The sequence below is a fragment of the Stenotrophomonas sp. B1-1 genome (assembly GCF_010894375.1).
Classification (GTDB): Bacteria; Pseudomonadota; Gammaproteobacteria; order Xanthomonadales; family Xanthomonadaceae; genus Stenotrophomonas.
Map to the genome: position 1 here is coordinate 1 of NZ_JAAIUZ010000018.1, position 15719 is coordinate 15719.

At 67.5% G+C, this 15719-nt stretch carries 15 protein-coding genes; 6 read left to right on the forward strand and 9 right to left on the reverse strand.

The genetic code is table 11. The annotated features are described in order from the left end of the window. Positions 1-210 precede the first annotated feature (210 nt). Together G4G00_RS14470 and G4G00_RS14475 are read right to left on the reverse strand one after the other, a co-directional pair. Positions 211-870, reverse strand: a complete 660-nt coding sequence (locus tag G4G00_RS14470; protein WP_108757406.1) for an RIO1 family regulatory kinase/ATPase — start codon at positions 868-870, stop codon at positions 211-213. A 206-nt stretch (positions 871-1076) separates the two neighbouring features. Then, positions 1077-2003, reverse strand: a complete 927-nt coding sequence (locus G4G00_RS14475; protein ID WP_164274586.1) for an alpha/beta hydrolase — start codon at positions 2001-2003, stop codon at positions 1077-1079. Between the two features lie 224 nt (positions 2004-2227). Between G4G00_RS14475 and G4G00_RS14480 the strand changes: the two genes are divergently transcribed. Further along, on the forward strand, positions 2228-3133 hold the full coding sequence (locus G4G00_RS14480; RefSeq protein ID WP_205515562.1) for an aspartyl/asparaginyl beta-hydroxylase domain-containing protein: 906 nt from the start codon (positions 2228-2230) through the stop codon (positions 3131-3133). A gap of 139 nt (positions 3134-3272) precedes the next feature. Here the strand turns inward: G4G00_RS14480 and speE are convergent, their stop codons facing one another. Continuing rightward, positions 3273-4127 (reverse strand): polyamine aminopropyltransferase, encoded by an 855-nt coding sequence (gene speE, locus G4G00_RS14485; protein ID WP_108754428.1) that lies wholly within the window; start codon positions 4125-4127, stop codon positions 3273-3275. Between the two features lie 179 nt (positions 4128-4306). Between speE and speA the strand changes: the two genes are divergently transcribed. Next, on the forward strand, positions 4307-6196 hold the full coding sequence (speA, locus tag G4G00_RS14490) for an arginine decarboxylase (protein WP_108763112.1): 1890 nt from the start codon (positions 4307-4309) through the stop codon (positions 6194-6196). Between the two features lie 57 nt (positions 6197-6253). Beyond that, on the forward strand, positions 6254-6574 hold the full coding sequence (locus tag G4G00_RS14495) for a DUF6122 family protein (protein ID WP_012512348.1): 321 nt from the start codon (positions 6254-6256) through the stop codon (positions 6572-6574). 396 nt (positions 6575-6970) lie between these two features. On the opposite strand, the gene G4G00_RS14500 is transcribed toward G4G00_RS14495, so the two are convergent. Genes G4G00_RS14500 through G4G00_RS14510 form a run of 3 tightly spaced genes read right to left on the reverse strand, consistent with a single transcriptional unit; the run spans position 6971 to position 9242 of the window. Then, complete coding sequence (locus G4G00_RS14500; RefSeq protein ID WP_164274592.1) at positions 6971-8290, reverse strand: sensor histidine kinase; 1320 nt, start codon at positions 8288-8290, stop codon at positions 6971-6973. Further along, positions 8287-8946, reverse strand: a complete 660-nt coding sequence (locus tag G4G00_RS14505; RefSeq protein ID WP_164274595.1) for a response regulator transcription factor — start codon at positions 8944-8946, stop codon at positions 8287-8289. Before G4G00_RS14505 ends, G4G00_RS14500 begins: the two co-directional genes overlap by 4 nt. Next, entirely contained in the window at positions 8946-9242 is a 297-nt protein-coding gene (locus tag G4G00_RS14510; protein WP_234412201.1) for a PepSY domain-containing protein, read from the reverse strand. The genes G4G00_RS14505 and G4G00_RS14510 overlap by 1 nt, the downstream gene beginning before the upstream one ends. Before the next feature lie 148 nt (positions 9243-9390). Here G4G00_RS14510 and G4G00_RS14515 point away from each other — a divergent pair, with 148 nt between their 5' ends. Continuing rightward, the gene (locus G4G00_RS14515) at positions 9391-9825 is read left to right on the forward strand and encodes a PepSY domain-containing protein (RefSeq protein WP_108757400.1); all 435 of its coding nucleotides are present in this window, start codon (positions 9391-9393) and stop codon (positions 9823-9825) included. Between the two features lie 341 nt (positions 9826-10166). Here the strand turns inward: G4G00_RS14515 and G4G00_RS14520 are convergent, their stop codons facing one another. From G4G00_RS14520 to G4G00_RS14530, 3 genes are all read right to left on the reverse strand, one after another. Next, entirely contained in the window at positions 10167-10655 is a 489-nt protein-coding gene (locus G4G00_RS14520) for a hypothetical protein (RefSeq protein ID WP_164274598.1), read from the reverse strand. Between the two features lie 223 nt (positions 10656-10878). Next, positions 10879-12090: an FAD-dependent oxidoreductase gene (locus tag G4G00_RS14525; RefSeq protein WP_164274601.1), complete on the reverse strand. Its 1212-nt coding sequence runs from the start codon at positions 12088-12090 to the stop codon at positions 10879-10881. A gap of 12 nt (positions 12091-12102) precedes the next feature. Beyond that, on the reverse strand, positions 12103-12597 hold the full coding sequence (locus G4G00_RS14530) for a lipocalin family protein (protein WP_164274685.1): 495 nt from the start codon (positions 12595-12597) through the stop codon (positions 12103-12105). A 183-nt stretch (positions 12598-12780) separates the two neighbouring features. On the opposite strand from G4G00_RS14530, the gene G4G00_RS14535 reads away from it, so the two are divergent. Further along, a complete protein-coding gene (locus G4G00_RS14535; RefSeq protein ID WP_108751125.1) occupies positions 12781-13029 on the forward strand; it encodes a hypothetical protein in 249 nt (82 codons plus the stop codon). Between the two features lie 177 nt (positions 13030-13206). Further along, on the forward strand, positions 13207-15639 hold the full coding sequence (locus G4G00_RS14540; RefSeq protein ID WP_199911387.1) for a DUF3772 domain-containing protein: 2433 nt from the start codon (positions 13207-13209) through the stop codon (positions 15637-15639). The last annotated feature ends 80 nt before the right edge of the window (positions 15640-15719 follow it).

Genomic DNA, 15719 nt, shown 5'->3' on the forward strand with positions numbered 1-15719 from the left:
CATATGGGGATCGGCGGCCAGCCACCTATCTCCAGAGTGCCGCTGAACAACGTAGTGGGTTTACACAACTAACAGTCGACTCTACCCCCGTCAGGCATTCCATCCCGTCAGGCATTCCACCCCGGCACGCATTCCACCCCGGCACGCATTCCACCCCGGCACGCATTCAACGCCGCCAGGCCATGCACCCACCCGGCTGCCAAACAGCGCTTAACGCTGCTTGGCCCACTTATAGAACCGCTTCCAGCTCTGGCGCACGGCGGACACCCAGCCCGGGTCGGCCACCAGCGCAGCCTGGGCGGCGCTCGGGGCCTGGCCGGTCACGCGCTGGCGCATCTTCAGCAGGTTCTTCATGTCGCTGCGGCTGAGCTGGCGGCTGAGCGGGTTGCGGCGCAGCCAGCGCGGTACGCGCCAGGCCGAGGTGAAGTCCAGCAGCACCGGTACGCCGGCGCTGACAACTACATTCGTGCCGTGCAGGTCGTTGTGGGTGATACCGGCGGCATGCAGGCGGCTGAGGGCGTGCTGCAGCTGTTCGAACACGTCGTTGCCCACGGCCTGGGCGGTGCTCAGGGTCTGGCCGGGAATGAATTCCATGCCCAGCGCCAAGCCGCCCAGGGTGCCCAGCAGGGCCGGGGCGTGCTTCCAGCCACCCAGGCGCTGCAGCATGCGCGCTTCGCGGCGCACCATCAGGCGCGCGATCAGCGAAACCGGCGTGCCACGGTAGCGGGAATAGTCCTTCACCACGGCCGGACGGCCGTCCATGCAGGTGCGGTAGACGTCCGGGGCCAGGAAACGATCGCCGCGCTTGAGCAGCAGCGGGGCCACGGCGTCATCGCCGCAGGACGGGGAGGGGGAGGCAGAGAGAGTCATGTGCGGGGTCTCGGACGACCCGGTGGGCGGCGCTGAGCGTCAAGCGAACCGGTACGACTGGGGGGATTAGCTAAACTTTCGTTAAGTACAATTTTAGTACCGCCGAGTTCGCTATTCCACGGTTTGTCGTAGAAATGTCGGGGTCGTGGCTGGAACAGTTCGTCGCGCAGGCTCGGACAATTCTGTCTCAGTTATCCAATATGCCTTTACCTATCAATACGTTGCAGGAACGGCAACAGCGCATCGCGCAGCTGGTCCAGCCCCGGTTGTTCCACCGGGAAGTGGCCGCAGCCGTCCAACAGCACGCGCTGCTTGGGCGCGGCCAGTCGCTGGTAGAAGCGGTCGCTGATGGCCACCGGGGTCCAGTCGTCGCAGGCCGGGTGCAGCATCAGCACGGGGCAGCGCTGGAATTGTTCGGGTTCCAGTGCCGGGGCGGTGCCGAACAGCGAGGCCAGCAGGCCGACCGGCACCCGGTTGCCGCCGCCCAGCGGATCGGCGCAGACCAGGGCCGTCAGGGCGGGGTCGCGCGACATGCGCTGCATGTGGGTGAACCAGCGCACCGGTACCCGCAGGCCACGGGTCAGCCGGCTGAGCGGCCGCAGGGTAAGCAGCAGGGCGCGCATCCACGGCTGCCGCACCAGCGCGGCCTGCACCACCGGGTCGCGCGGGTCGGCCAGAGTGGTGGCGGCAATACCGCGCACCCACCGCGATTCGGCCGCCACCAGATACGCCAGGTAGCCGCCGATGCTGGCGCCCAGCAGTACGATTGGCCGCGCGCCCTGGGTGTGCTCGGTGTCGATCAGCGCCAGCAGGGCGCGCTTCCAGGCCGCGTAGTCCACCTGTGCCCAGTGCGCCGGGCTCAGGCCGTAGCCGGGCAGATCGGGCGCCAGCACTTCATGGCCGGCGTCGGCCAGCGCGGCGGCCAGCGGCGCGAACATGCGGCCATAGCCGCCGGCGCCGTGTACCAGCACCACCGTCAGCGGCGCCTGGCGCGGGCCGTGACGGTCCAAGCGCAGCGTGCCACCGGCCCAGCGGAAGGCTTCACTGCGCGGTGTGGCAGTCGGCTGGCCGGGGAAGAAATCCGCGTAGCGGGCACTCAGGGCGGGGTAATCGGGGGGCGCAACGGCAGGCATGCGGGAAGTGTAGGCCAGCCGTTCAGCCACGTGATGCTGAACCGGACGCACGGGCAACTTGACCACGGCCCACCGGCTGCCGACCATAAGCTGTTAATCCGCGACATCGGCGGCCGCTCCCACCCGGCACGTCACCGTCCCCTGCCGCGTCCCCAACCTGGTGCTGGCCGCGCGGCCGCATCGTTCGTTTCCCTGTCCGGCACCCGCTGGAGGAAAGTGTTTTGATCATCAAGATTGTCCTGGCAGCGCTGTTCGTGGCCTGCGTGCTGTACATCCATTTCCGCGGCAAGGTCCGCGCGCGCTGGTCGCGCCAGTTGCTGGACCATTCCAGCTTCATGGCCCCGATCAACGTGATCATGTACCTGTTCTCGAAGGTGCCGACCACGCCGTTCCTGGACCCGGGCAAGGAGCTGCCGCAGCTGGAACCGCTGCGCCAGAACTGGCAGGTGATCCGCGATGAGGCGCTGGCGCTGCGCGACGCGCAGAAGATCGCCGCCTCCAGCAGCTACAACGATGCCGGTTTCAATTCGTTCTTCCGCCGTGGCTGGAAGCGCTTCTACCTGAAGTGGTACGGCCCGTCGCACCCGTCGGCCAAGGCCATGTGCCCGAAGACCGTGGCGCTGATCGAATCGATTCCCGATGTGCGTGCGGCGATGTTCGCGCAGCTGCCGCCGGGCAGTGAACTGCGCCCGCACCGCGACCCGTTCGCCGGTTCGCTGCGCCTGCACCTGGGCCTGAGCACACCCAACGACGACGGCTGCTACATCGTGGTGGACGGGGTGAAGAAGAGCTGGCGCGATGGCGAGTGGATGATGTTCGACGAGACCTATATCCACCATGCGCACAACGAGACCGAGCAGGACCGCGTGATTCTGTTCTGCGATATCGCCCGCCCGCTGCGCTTCGGCCTGCCGGGCCTGTTCAACCGCGCCGTGGCGGCCACGCTGCTGGCCGGCGGTGCATCGCCGAACCTGCCCGGTGACCCGACCGGTGGCGTGAACAAGGCCTTCGGTGGCCTGTACAAGGTGCGCCTGAAGGCCAAGGCACTGCGCGAACGCAGCGTGGTGGCCTACCAGGTGATCAAGTGGGGCTTGGTGGTGGCGGTGATTGCCGGTATCTGGGCGATCTGATCACGCTTTTGTAGCGTCGAGCCATGCTCGACTGCATTTCGATCAGATCGCGGTAGCCCCGCAGAAGAGCAGTCGAGCATGGCTCGACTCTACAGAAACAAGAAACCCGCGCTGTCGCCAGCGCGGGTTTTTGTTTGGATCAACCCTTCAGTGCAGCCTGCACGAACGGCGGGGTCACCAGCACGCCGGTGTGCAGCGCGGCGGTGTAGTACAGGGTGTTGAAGGTCTTGGCAGCCGAATCGGCCTGGCGGAAGTCGAAACCGCTCTCGCCCTTGCGGGCCATGGTCACGCTCCACCAGCCGGTGGGGTAGCACGGCTGCGGGAACGGCAGGGTCTTGAACGAGCCGAAGCCGGCCTTGCCCATTTCCGTGCGCATCTCGTTGATCAGCTCCAGCTGCATCAGCGGCGATTCGGACTGCTGCACCAGGATGCCGTCGTCCTTCAGGGCCTTGAAGCAGCTCTCGTAGAAGGCCTTGTTGAACAGGCCTTCGCCCGGGCCGACCGGGTCGGTCGAGTCCACGATCACCACGTCCACGCTGCCGGCCGGGCAGTTGGCCATGTAGGCCACGCCGTCGTCGAACAGCAGCTCGGCGCGGGCGTCATCGTTGGAATCGCACAGTTCCGGGAAGTGCTTGCGCGCCATCACGGTGACCTGCTCGTCGATATCGCACTGGGTCACGCTTTCCACGCCGCGGTGCTTGAGCACTTCGCGCAGGGTGCCGCAGTCGCCGCCACCGATGATGACCACGCGCTTGGGCGCGGCGTGGGTGAACAGCACCGGGTGGCTGATCATCTCGTGGTAGAAGAAGTTGTCCTTGCTGGTCAGCATGATGGCCCCGTCGATGGTCATCAGGTTGCCCCAGTCGGTGGTCTGGAAGATTTCGATCTTCTGGAACGGCGACTGCACTTCGTCCAGCTTGCCGGTGATGCGGTAGCCGATGGCCGAGCCAGTGCGTTCGAAGTGTTCGATGTACCAGTTGCTGCTGTCAGTCATGGAGATACGGTCCTGTTCGGAGGGGATGGAGCCGGGCTGACGGCGGGGTGCCTCGCTTCCGGACGGATCGGCCCGTTCAGGTTCAGACCTGCCACGGGCGCGGGCGCGCATGATAACGAACCTGTGGGCACATAGGCGTTATCATGCCCCCCCTTTTATTGCCAACAAGGCCGACTGCAATGACCGATTGGTCCCTCGACCAAGCCCGCAAGACCTACTCGATCCCGCATTGGGCGGATGGTTACTTCGATGTGGATCAGGCCGGGCACATGGTGGTGAGACCGACCGGGGCGGACGGCCCGGTGGTATCGCTGCCCAAGGTGGTGGACGCCGCGCGTGAAGGCGGCGCCAAGCTGCCGCTGCTGGTGCGCTTCCCGGACATCCTGGGCCAGCGCCTGGGCAAGCTGCAGGCGGCCTTCGCCCAGGCCCAGCAGGACTGGGACTACACCGGCGGCTACACCGCCGTGTACCCGATCAAGGTGAACCAGCACCGCGGCGTGGCCGGCACCCTGGCCAGCCACCACGGTGAAGGCTTCGGCCTGGAAGCGGGCAGCAAGCCCGAACTGATGGCCGTGCTGGCGCTGTCGCGCCCGGGTGGCCTGATCGTCTGCAACGGCTACAAGGACCGCGAGTACATCCGCCTGGCCCTGATCGGCCGCAAGCTGGGCCTGCAGACCTTCATCGTGATCGAGAAGCCGTCCGAGCTGAAGCTGGTGCTGGAGGAATCCAAGGCGCTGGACGTGAAGCCGGGCTTGGGCGTGCGCATGCGCCTGGCCTCGCTGGGCGCCGGCAAGTGGCAGAACAGCGGTGGCGACAAGGCCAAGTTCGGCCTGTCCCCGCGCCAGCTGCTGGACCTGTGGAAGTCGCTGCGCGATACCGAATACGCCGACTGCCTGAGCCTGCTGCATTTCCACATGGGCTCGCAGATTTCCAACGTGCGCGACATCGCCAACGGCATGCGCGAAGCCACCCGCTACTTCGTCGAGCTGTCGCAGCTGGGCGCGAAGATCACCCACGTGGACGTGGGTGGCGGCCTGGGCGTGGATTACGAAGGCACCCGTTCGCGCAGCTTCTGCTCGATCAACTACGGCCTGCATTCCTACGCCAGCAACATCGTGCAGCCGCTGGCCAATGCCTGCGAAGAACACGGCCTGACCCCGCCGCGCATCGTGACCGAGTGCGGCCGCGCGATGACCGCGCACCACGCGGTGCTGATCGCCAACGTGTCTGAAGTGGAGCAGGCGCAGGAAGGCCGCGTGCCCGACGCACACGACGACGAGCCGGCCTCGATCCGCCACCTGCGCGAGATCCACGAGGAACTGGACGTGCGCCCGGCAGTGGAATTGTTCCAGGAAGCGCAGCATTTCCATGCCGAAGGCCTGGCCAGCTACGCGCTGGGCCAGATCGACCTGCCGCAGCGTGCGCGCATCGACGATCTGTTCTACGCCATCGCCCACGGCGTGCGCGCGCGCCTGAGCTACGACGAAAAGAGCCACCGCCCGGCGCTGGACGAACTGAACGAGCGGCTGGTGGACAAGTACTTCGTCAACTTCAGCGTGTTCGAATCGATTCCCGATGCCTGGGCGATCGACCAGGTGTTCCCGATCGTGCCGATCGAGCGCCTGAACGAGACCCCCGACCGCCGCGGCATCATCGCCGACATGACCTGCGATTCGGACGGCATGGTGAAGACCTATGTCGAGAACGAAAGCCTGGACACCTCGCTGCCGCTGCACGCGATCAAGCACGGCGAAAGCTACCGCATCGGTTTCTTCATGGTGGGTGCCTACCAGGAAATCCTGGGCGACATCCACAACCTGTTCGGCGATACCGACGCGGTGGAAGTGGTGGCCGATGCCGATGGCTACGCGATCACCCAGCAGCGCCGCGGTGATACCACCGACGTGATGCTGGACTACGTGGGCTACAAGCTGGACGACCTGCGTGCGGCCTACGCCCAGCGCGTGGCTGCGGCCGATCTGTCGCCGGAGCGTGCGCAGGAACTGTCCGAAGCGCTGGAAGCGGGCCTGACCGGCTACACCTACCTGTCCGACGAACCGCTGGTCTGATGTTCATGGGAACGCCGGGCCTGGCCCGGCGCTACCGGTCTTGGTGAGCCTCGCCCGATGAGCGCCCGCGCGATCTTCCATCTGTTCCTGCATGCCGCCGTGCCAGCCCTGCTGGCATGGCTGTTCTGGCGCAAGCGCTTCGCCTCGGCGTGGTTGTTGATGCTGCTGGGCTGGATCATCGATCTGGACCATCTGCTGGCCGACCCGATCTACGCGCCCAATCGCTGCAGCATCGGTTTCCACCCGCTGCACACTGCACCGGCCATTGCGGTGTATGCCGGCCTGTGCGTGCCGAAGAAAACCCGGCTGGTGGGCATCGGGCTGATGATCCACATCGTGCTGGACGCCATTGATTGCTGGTGGATGCACCACCGCTGACGGCGGACGCGGTTGCCTGCGTTGGCGGGACCGTTGCATTGCCTTGGTAGATGCCGACCTTGGTCGGCATGGCGTGGCCGGGACCGTTGGATTGCTTTGGTAGATGCCGACCTTGGTCGGCATGGCGTGTCGACCAAGGTCGACACCTACCGGTCGTGGCGGGGCCGTTGCGCTGCTTTGGTAGATGCCGACCTTGGTCGGCATGGTGTGTCGACCAAGGTCGACACCTACCGATCGTGGCGGGGCCGTTGCGCTGCTTTGGTAGATGCCGACCTTGGTCGGCATGGCGTGGCCGGGACCGTTGGATTGCTTTGGTAGATGCCGACCTTGGTCGGCATGGCGTGTCGACCAAGGTCGACACCTACCGGGCGTGGGCGGGGCGAGCGCAGCGGCAGGTCACCCCACCGGCAACCACAACGTTGCCCGCAGCCCCGGCTGTGCGTTCTGCAGCGCCAAACGCCCGCCATAACTGGCGGCAATATCGCCCACGATCGCCAGCCCCAGGCCGCTGCTGCCGGCGCGCTCATCCAGGCGCACGCCGCGCTCGGTCACCCGCGCCAGCGCCTCGGCGGCCAAGCCCGGGCCGTCGTCGCGTACGTCGATGCGCAGCTGCCCGTCTTCGGCCACTGCGGTAACGCGCACCTGCTGCGTGGCCCACTTGCCCGCGTTGTCCAGCAGGTTGCCCAGCATTTCTTCCAGGTCTTCGCCCGCACCTGCGAAGCGCAGTGCCGGTGCCATCGCCTCTGCAACGAAGGTCACCCCACGTTCGCCGTGTACGCGCGCCATCAGGCCGCATAGCGCCTGCGCCACCGGTTCCACCTCGGTGCGTTGGCGGTGGTCGGCACTGATGCCCGCGGCCAGGTAGCGGTCCACGCTGGCCTGCATGCGTGTGCCCTGTTCGCGCAGGGTACGGCGCCAGTCGTGGCCGTCGCCGTCCGCTTCGGCTGCCAGCACGCTCAGCGGTGTCTTCAGTGCGTGCGCCAGATCCTGTGCGCTGGTGCGCGCGCGCGCCACCATGCGTTGCTGGTGGTCCAGCAGCGTGTTCAGTTCTTCGCCCAGCGGCGCGATCTCCGCACCCAGGCCGGTGCTATCGATCTGCTGCGCCTGGCCGCGGCGCACGCGTTCCAGTTGCGCGCCCAGCCGCTGCAGCGGGCGCAGGCCGAAATGCACCTGGCTGGCCAGCACCGCCAGCCAAGCCGCCACCAGGATGGCCAGTGCGATGGCGGTGCGCTGGCGGAAGGTCGCCACGTCGGCGTCCAGCGCACTGCGATCGGTGGCCACCACGGCCAGGTACGGGCCACTGGCGCGCGGCAGGCGCACCTGCTGCACGCGTGCGCGCAGCGACTGCTGCAACGGCCCGGGCAGGTCGCGTGTTGCCGGGCCGTTGCCGGTAACCGGCAGCGTTTCGTCCCACAGCGAGCGCGACTGCAGCAGCACCGTGCCGGCTTCATCGGCCACCTGCCAGTAGGCGCCGGAAAACACCCGCTGGAAGCGCGCATCGTTGGGTTCCTGGCGCAGGTGCAGTTGGCCGTCGGCGCCGATTTCTGCCTGCGCCAGCAGGGTCAGCATGTCCTGCTGCAGTTCCTGGTCCAGCCGATCGCGCGCGCTGCGCTGGTACAGCTCGCCCAGCAGCGCGCTGGCCAGCACCGACACCAGCAGCAGGCCCACGCCGCCGGCCAGCAGCAGGCGGCGCCGCAGCGAAGGCTGCCCGCTCACGGCGGGGCCAGCCGCCAGCCCTGGCCGCGCACGGTCTGGATCAGATCCACCCCCAGCTTGCGCCGCACCCGGCCCAGCAGCACGTCCAGCGCGTTGGAATCGGGGTCCAGCCCGCCATCGAACACGTGTTCGCCCAGGCGGTCGCGGCCGATCACCTGGCCGCTGTGGTGGATGAAGCAGCTCAGCAGGCGGAATTCCTGCGGGCTCAGCGCCAGCGCCTCACCGTCCAGCTCGAAGCGCCCGGCGTTCACGTCCAGCTGCAGGGGGCCGCATTGCAGGCGCGGGCTGGCGTGGCCGTGACTGCGGCGGATCAGTGCCCGCAGGCGCAGGACCAGTTCGTCGGCCTGGAAGGGTTTGGTCAGGTAGTCGTCGGCACCGGCATCGAAACCGGCCAGCTTGTCGTGCCAGCGCCCGCGCGCGGTCAGCACCAGTACTGGGAACGTGCGGGCGTTGCTGCGCCACCGTTCGATCACGCTCAGGCCGTCCAGGCCGGGCAGGCCCAGATCGACGATGGCGGCCTGGATGTCGTCCACCTGTCCGATTTCTTCGGCCTGGCGGCCATCGGCCACCACCTGGACTACGTAGCCGGCCTGTTCCAGCAGCGGCTGCAGGCGGTGTGCCAGGGCCTCGTCGTCCTCGGCCAGCAGGATGCGCATCAGTCGTCCAGCTCCGTCTTCAGCAGCTTGCCGGTGCGCGCATCATAGTCCAGCTCCACCACCACGCCGTCGGCACGCAGGATCTCGACTTCGTACACGCCGTCGTCCAGCTCCACTTCCAGCAGTTGGCCGGCGTGGCGTTTCAGTGCATCACGCACCACGCTCTCCAGCGGCACATAGCGGCCCTGCTGCACCGCGCGGCGCGCCACCTGCTGTTCCGGGTCCTGGCTGGGCCCGGCGGCCACGGGGGCGCTGGCCAGGGCCAGCAGCAGGGACAGGGCAGGGAAGACGTTCACGGCGTGATGCGATGGATGGAGAGCGGGAGTTGGCGCGAGTGTGCCAGCGCTGGCTAACCATCGACTAACAGGCGCGGCTAAGGGCCTGTTAGGCAGCGTGGGCAAGCTGGTGTTGCCGGGCTGGTCCGGCCCCAACAGGAGAACCCCCATGCTGAAGTCCCTCGCCCTGGCCACCGTGGCCGCACTCGCCCTGGCCCCCGCCGCCCAGGCCGCCCCGCTGGGCATCGCCCAGGTGGAACAGACCCTGCGCAAGGCCGGCTACACCCAGATTCACGAGATCGAGCGCGATGACGGTCTGTGGGAGGCCGACGTCAGCCGCGCCGATGGCCGTTTCAGCGAGGTCTACGTGGACCCCAAGACCGGTGAGATCTTCGATGAGCACAACGGCCGCGCGCTGCTGGGCACCGAACAGGTGCTGGCCAAGGCGCAGGCGCAGGGCCTGCGCGAGATCCATTCGCTGGAACGTGATGGCGCGACCTGGTCGCTGGAAGCGCGCAATGCCCGCAACCAGAAGGTGGAGGTGCGCATGAGCGGTTACGACGGCCGCATCCTGCACAGCGAGCGCGACGGCTGGCTGGATTGACCGAGCGTTGGTAGCTGCCGATCTTGGTCTGTAGAGCGTGTCGACCAAGGTCGACACCTACCGGGCAATCGGCTTTGGTAGCTGCCGACCTTGGTCGGCAGAGCGTGTCGACCCGGGTCGACACCTACCGGGCAATCGGCTTTGGTAGCTGCCGACCTTGGTCGGTAGAGCGTGTCGACCCAGGTCGACACCTACCGGGCAATCGGCTTTGGTAGCTGCCGACCTTGGTCGGTAGAGCGTGTCGACCCGGGTCGACACCTACCGGGCAATCGGCTTTGGTAGCTGCCGACCTTGGTCGGCAGAGCGTGTCGACCCAGGTCGACACCTACCGGGTCTTCGGCTTACCAGCCGTACGGCGGCGGGTAATCCCAATACCCCGGGCCACCACCGTAGTAACCGCCACCATAGGGCCCGAAGTACCCCGGGCCCTTGCCTTCGCTCACGTGGATGTTGACGTTGACCCCGCGGGTCTTGCCCTCATCGGTGGTGTAGTTCTTGCTCAGGTTCAGGGTGGCCGCGTTGTAGTGGCTGTTGCCGGTGTTCTTCGAATAGCCGATGCCGGTGGTGAAGCTGCCGGAGACCTTCAGCTTGTCGTCCTGCACGTCGGCGATCTTTGCATCGTCATGTACGCGCGGGCCGCTCTTGTCACCGTAGTAGGTGCCGGGCGGGTCCTGCGGCAGGGACGGGTCGTTCAGGTAGCGCATCGGCGCCTGCGGCACCGACAGGTCCAGGCCGTTGGACTGCGGGGCGGTGGCACCGGCGGCGGACTGGGCAAGCGCGGCGCCCGGTAGGGCGGCCAGGCACAGCAGCAGGGACAGGGGGCGGATCATCACGACGCTCCAACGCAAGGGGCCGCGCAACACGCGGCGGTACAGGCCGACGCTAGCAGGCGTTGCTTGAATGATGCCTGTAGCCGGCCCGTAGAGTCGAGCCACCACCGCTTTTGTAGAGTCGAGCTTGCTCGACTGCTGTTGGCAGAAGCAGTCGAGCAAGCTCGACTCTACCGGGGTCTTGGGCGCAGTCGAGCAAGCTCGACTCTACGCAAGGCGGGCGTCACGCCCGCCGTTCAAACCCGAACAGGCCCTGCAGCGGGTGCCGCCGCCGCTCCAGCCCGGCGCGCAGCAACCCGGCGCCGATCATCGAATAGGTAATGCCGTTACCACCGTAGGCCATGGCGAAGTGCACCCGTGGCCCCCACTGCGCGTGCGGGCCGAAGAACGGCAGGCCGTCGGCGGTCTCGGCGAACGTGCCCGCCCACGAGAACGCCGGGGTCGGCTGCAACTGCGGGAGCCAGTGCAGCAGCTGCTTCATCAGCTGCCTGGCCTTGCCCTGCACGCGACGGTCGCGGCGCGCAGGCACGTCGATGGCATCGTCCAGCCCGCCCACCAGCAGGCGCCCTTCGCCGGTGGCACGCAGGTACAGGTACGGCCGCGCGCTTTCCCACACCATGGTCTGCTGCAGGGGACCCAGCACCTGCGCATCGATGGGGTCGGTGATGAAGGCGTAGCTGCTGCAGTTGCGGGCCACACGTGGCTTCAGCCAGTGCTGGGTGGCGTAGCCCATGGCCAGCACCACATGACGCGCCTTGATGACCGCGCCGGCGGCGGTGCGTGCGGTCACGCCGCGTGGGCCGGGCTGCAGGGCCTCCAGCACGGTGCGGTCGTACACACCGCAGCCGCGCCGCTGCAGCCGCTGCAGCAGCCCATAGGTCAGCGCGTAGGGGTCCACGCGCGCGGCCTGCCGGGTCAGCAGGGCGCCGCCGGCATCCACGCCGAAGTGTTCGCGCAGGCGCTGTGGGGTCTGCCAGCGGGCATCCAGGCCGGCGCGGCGGCGTGCGTCGCCCTCGGCCATCAGGCGCGGCACGTCGCGGCTGCGGCTGGCCAGGTACAGGCTGTCCATGCGCTGGAAATCCACGCCACGCAGGCCGCGGGCGGCATCGCGCAGCGCCGGCAGGGCCTCGGCGCAGGCCCGGTAGGCCACGGTGGCCGCGTCCGCACCGTACTGCTCGGCCAGTTCCAGCAGATGGGTATCGATCTCGTACTGCAGCAGCGCGGTGCTGGCCGAGGTGCTGCCCCAGCCGATGTCGCGCTGCTCGATCACGGCCACATCGTGGCCATGGCCGCACAGCTCATCGGCGATCAGCGCACCGGTCACACCGCCGCCCACCACCAGCACGTCGCACTGCAGGTCCTGCTGCAGCGGCGGGAACGCATGCAGCAAGCCGTTGCGCACCGCCCACCACGGGTAGCCACTTTTCAGGTCCATGGGGGCAGGGGCTCAGGCAGTGGGGTGGCCGGTGTGTGGCGTATGGATCAGTTCGGACAGATCGAAGCCCTGCTGCTGTGCGGTGGCCAGATAATGGTCGCGCACGGTGGCATCGAGCTGCGGCTGGCGGGACAGCAGCCACAGGTAGTTGCGGTCGGGGCTGCCGACCAGGGCCACGCTGTAGTCCGGGGCGACCTGGATGACCCAGTAGTCGCCCTTGGCGAACGGCAGCCAGCGCAGGCCCTTGGGCAGGAAGCTGACTTCCAGGCGCGCGCTGTCGTTGTCCACGGCGCTGGCTTCACCGGTGGCCTCTTCCACTTCGCCGTCCATGCGGCAGCGGTTGGTCACCCCCACGTTGCCGTTGTCCAGCAGGCGGTAGTGCGCCGACACGTCGGTGCAGCCGTCCGGCTCGTGGCGCATGGGCAGGCGGGCGATCTCGTACCAGGTGCCCAGGTAGCGGGGCAGCTTGAGGTCGGTGACGGTCTTCAGCGTCGGCAGGTCGGTCATGATCATGCGGGGTTGCGGTCGGTTCCCCACCTTGCCCACGCCGCTGCCATGGCCGGGTGAAGCCCGGGCGAGGGTGGTGTCCAGAACATTGCGTCGCCGTGGCGGTGCAGGTGCGGTGCCGGTGGCGGCGGTATGCTGCGGCCAGCGCCGGGTTTTTCCGATTCCAAGGCAGTGGAGGTGCCGATGTACCAGGTGATTCTGTTGAAGAGTGAAACCGCGTTCGCGCGCGAGCAGTGGCCGCAGGTCGATGATCTGGTGGACTACCAGGGCGTGAGCTACAGCCTGCGCGCGGGCCCACGACAGCCGCTGCCCACCGATCACCCCTGGCACCCGATCGCGGTGTACGCGCCGGATGAGATTACCGAGGAAGAATTCCAGGACTGGTATGCCGCGCAGCAGCCGCAGGTGGAAGAGTTGCGGTTGAAGTACTGAACGCGCGGCGCGCGGGTGGTGGGGGCGCGGTGCCGAACATCCCGCCAGTCGAGCAAGCTCGACTCTACGAAGGGGCGGTAGAGTTGAGCTTGCTCGACTGCTTTTCTCGACTCTACGCGGGCGTTACCCCCTGTGCCGTATAGTCGCGCGCAGGCGCGGTGGTCCGCGTGAACCGGTGTGGCTGGCTTGCTTTCCTTCTTCCGAACGATCCTGAAACGTGGCCCGTCGCTGGCGCTGCTGTTGTGTGGTGCGCTGCTGCTGGCCGCGCCGGTGCTGGCCCAGGATGACGACCCCACGCCGAAGCAGCAGCTGGCCAGCATCGAGGCCAGCCTGAAGGATGTGGAGCGCAAGCGCGACGCCGCCGACGCCATCGAAACGCTGGCGATGCTGTCCGAAACCGCTTCGCAGGCGCGCCGCGATGCCGAGGCGCTGGACAAGAGCCTGCAGCCGCAATTGGATCAGTTGAACGAGCAGCTGAGCCAGCTTGGCCCGGCGCCCGACGGCAGCACCGAGCTGCCCGAACTGGCGGCACAGCGCCGTAACCTGACCCGCCAGCGCGATGCGCTTGCCGCGTCCATCGCCCAGGCCAAGGCCAGCGCCGTGCGCGCCGGCCAGTTGGCCACCGATATCGACAAGCAGCGCACCGCCCAGCGCACCGAGGAGCTGGGCCAGAAGGTGGATTCGCCGTTGTCGCCCTCGCTGTGGCGCAAGGTCGCCAAGCAGCTACCGATCGACGTTGCCCGGGTGATGCCGTTGGCCGAGCAGGGCCGCGATGCCTTGGCTGCTGCGCTGCGCAAGGAAGGCTGGAGCACGCCGCTGCTGGGCCTGCTGGCCGCGCTGGTGATGATGTTCCCGCTGCGCCTGTGGCTGCGCTCGCTGGGCCGCCGTTTCGCCGCGTCCGAGCGGGCCCCGGATGGGCGCCTGCGCCGGTCCGGCCTGGCCATGTGGTTGCTGCTGGTGGGCACCCTGTTGCCGGGCTACGCGGTGGTGGTGTTCATCGCTTCGTTGAACGCCATCGGCGCCATTGCCCCGCGCCTGCAGACCGTGGCCGAAGGCGTGCAGCAGGCCACTTTCGCCGCCGCCTTCATTGCCGCGCTCAGCGCCTGCCTGCTGGTGCCCACGCGGCCCTCGTGGCGCCTGTTGAACCTGGATGACACTGCGGCGCTGAAACTGCGCAAGTACGCCTGGGGTGCGGCAGCGCTGGCCTGGCTGAGCACGGTGCTGGTGGCCATCGACCGCGCCACGCGCACCAGCGATGTGACCACGGTAGCGCTGGACGGTGTGATTGCGCTGACCTACCTGGGCCTGATCATGGCCATGCTGGTGACCCTGGCGCGCCTGCACCGCCGGCAGACGGCCGAAGCCGAAGCGAAGCTGGAAGCGCAGGCCGACGGCCAGACCGTGGCGACGCCGGTGCGGCGCGGCAGCTGGCTGGTGCTCGCCCGCGTGGCCGGCAACGCGGCGGTGGTGGCGGCGATCATCGCCACCCTGCTGGGCTACGTGAACTTCGCCAAGTTCGTGAACCAGCAACTGATCGGCGGCACCATCGTCGTGATGGCCGCCATGCTGCTGTTCAAGTTCGTCGACGACTTCTGCACCTGGCTGCTGAATGCCGACAGCAAGGTGGGCCAGACCATCCTGCTCAGCACCGGCTTGAGCGTGTCGCGGCTGGAGCAGGCTGGCGTGCTGCTGTCGGCGATGCTGCGCACCCTGGTGGTGCTGATCGCACTGCTGGCGCTGGCAGCGCCGTTCGGCAACATCGGCACGATCGTCGAGCGCATCGGCTCGCTGGCCAACGGCATCGTGATCAACAAGGACCTGACGCTGCAGCCGGGCCGCATCGTCACCGGTGTGCTGGTGCTGCTGGTGGGCATCGGCCTGACCCAGCTGATGCAGCGCTGGCTGACCGACACCTACCTGCCCAAGACCGAGCTGGACCTGGGCGCGCGCAATTCGATCAGCACGATTGCCGGCTACGTGGGCATCATCCTGGTGGGCCTGTGGGCGCTGACCGCAATGGGCCTGAACCTGAAGAACCTGGCGCTGCTGGTCAGCGCGCTGTCGGTGGGTATCGGTTTCGGCCTGCAGGCGATCATCCAGAACTTCGTTTCCGGTCTGATCCTGCTGGCCGAGCGGCCGGTGAAGATTGGCGACTGGGTGAAGCTGGGTGACCAGGAAGGCGACATCCGCCGCATCAACGTGCGTTCGACCGAGATCCAGGTGGGTGACAAGTCCACGCTGATCGTGCCGAATTCGGAGTTGATCACCAAGACGATCCGCAACATGACGATGGGCAACAACCAGGGCCGGATCCAGATCCAGTTCGCGGTGCCCACCAGTACCGATGTGGCGGGGCTGCGGCAGGCGCTGCTGGATGCCTATGGTGCGCACACGTCGGTGCTGCAGCAGCCGGCGCCGTCGGTGTACATCGACAGCATTGCCGGTGGCCAGATCACGTTCAACAGCTTCGCCTACGTGGCCAGTCCGCGGCAGGTGTACGGCACGCGCAGCGATCTGTATTTCAGCCTGCTGCAGATCCTGGCCGAACGGGATATTCCGCTGTCCACCCCGACCGACATCCACCTGGTACGCGACACCCCAGCGGAGTAAGGGAGTTTTTGTTTGCAGGGCTTGCAGCCCTGCACCCGCTGTAGAGTCGAGCCATGCTCGACTGAAGCAACGTCAAAGGC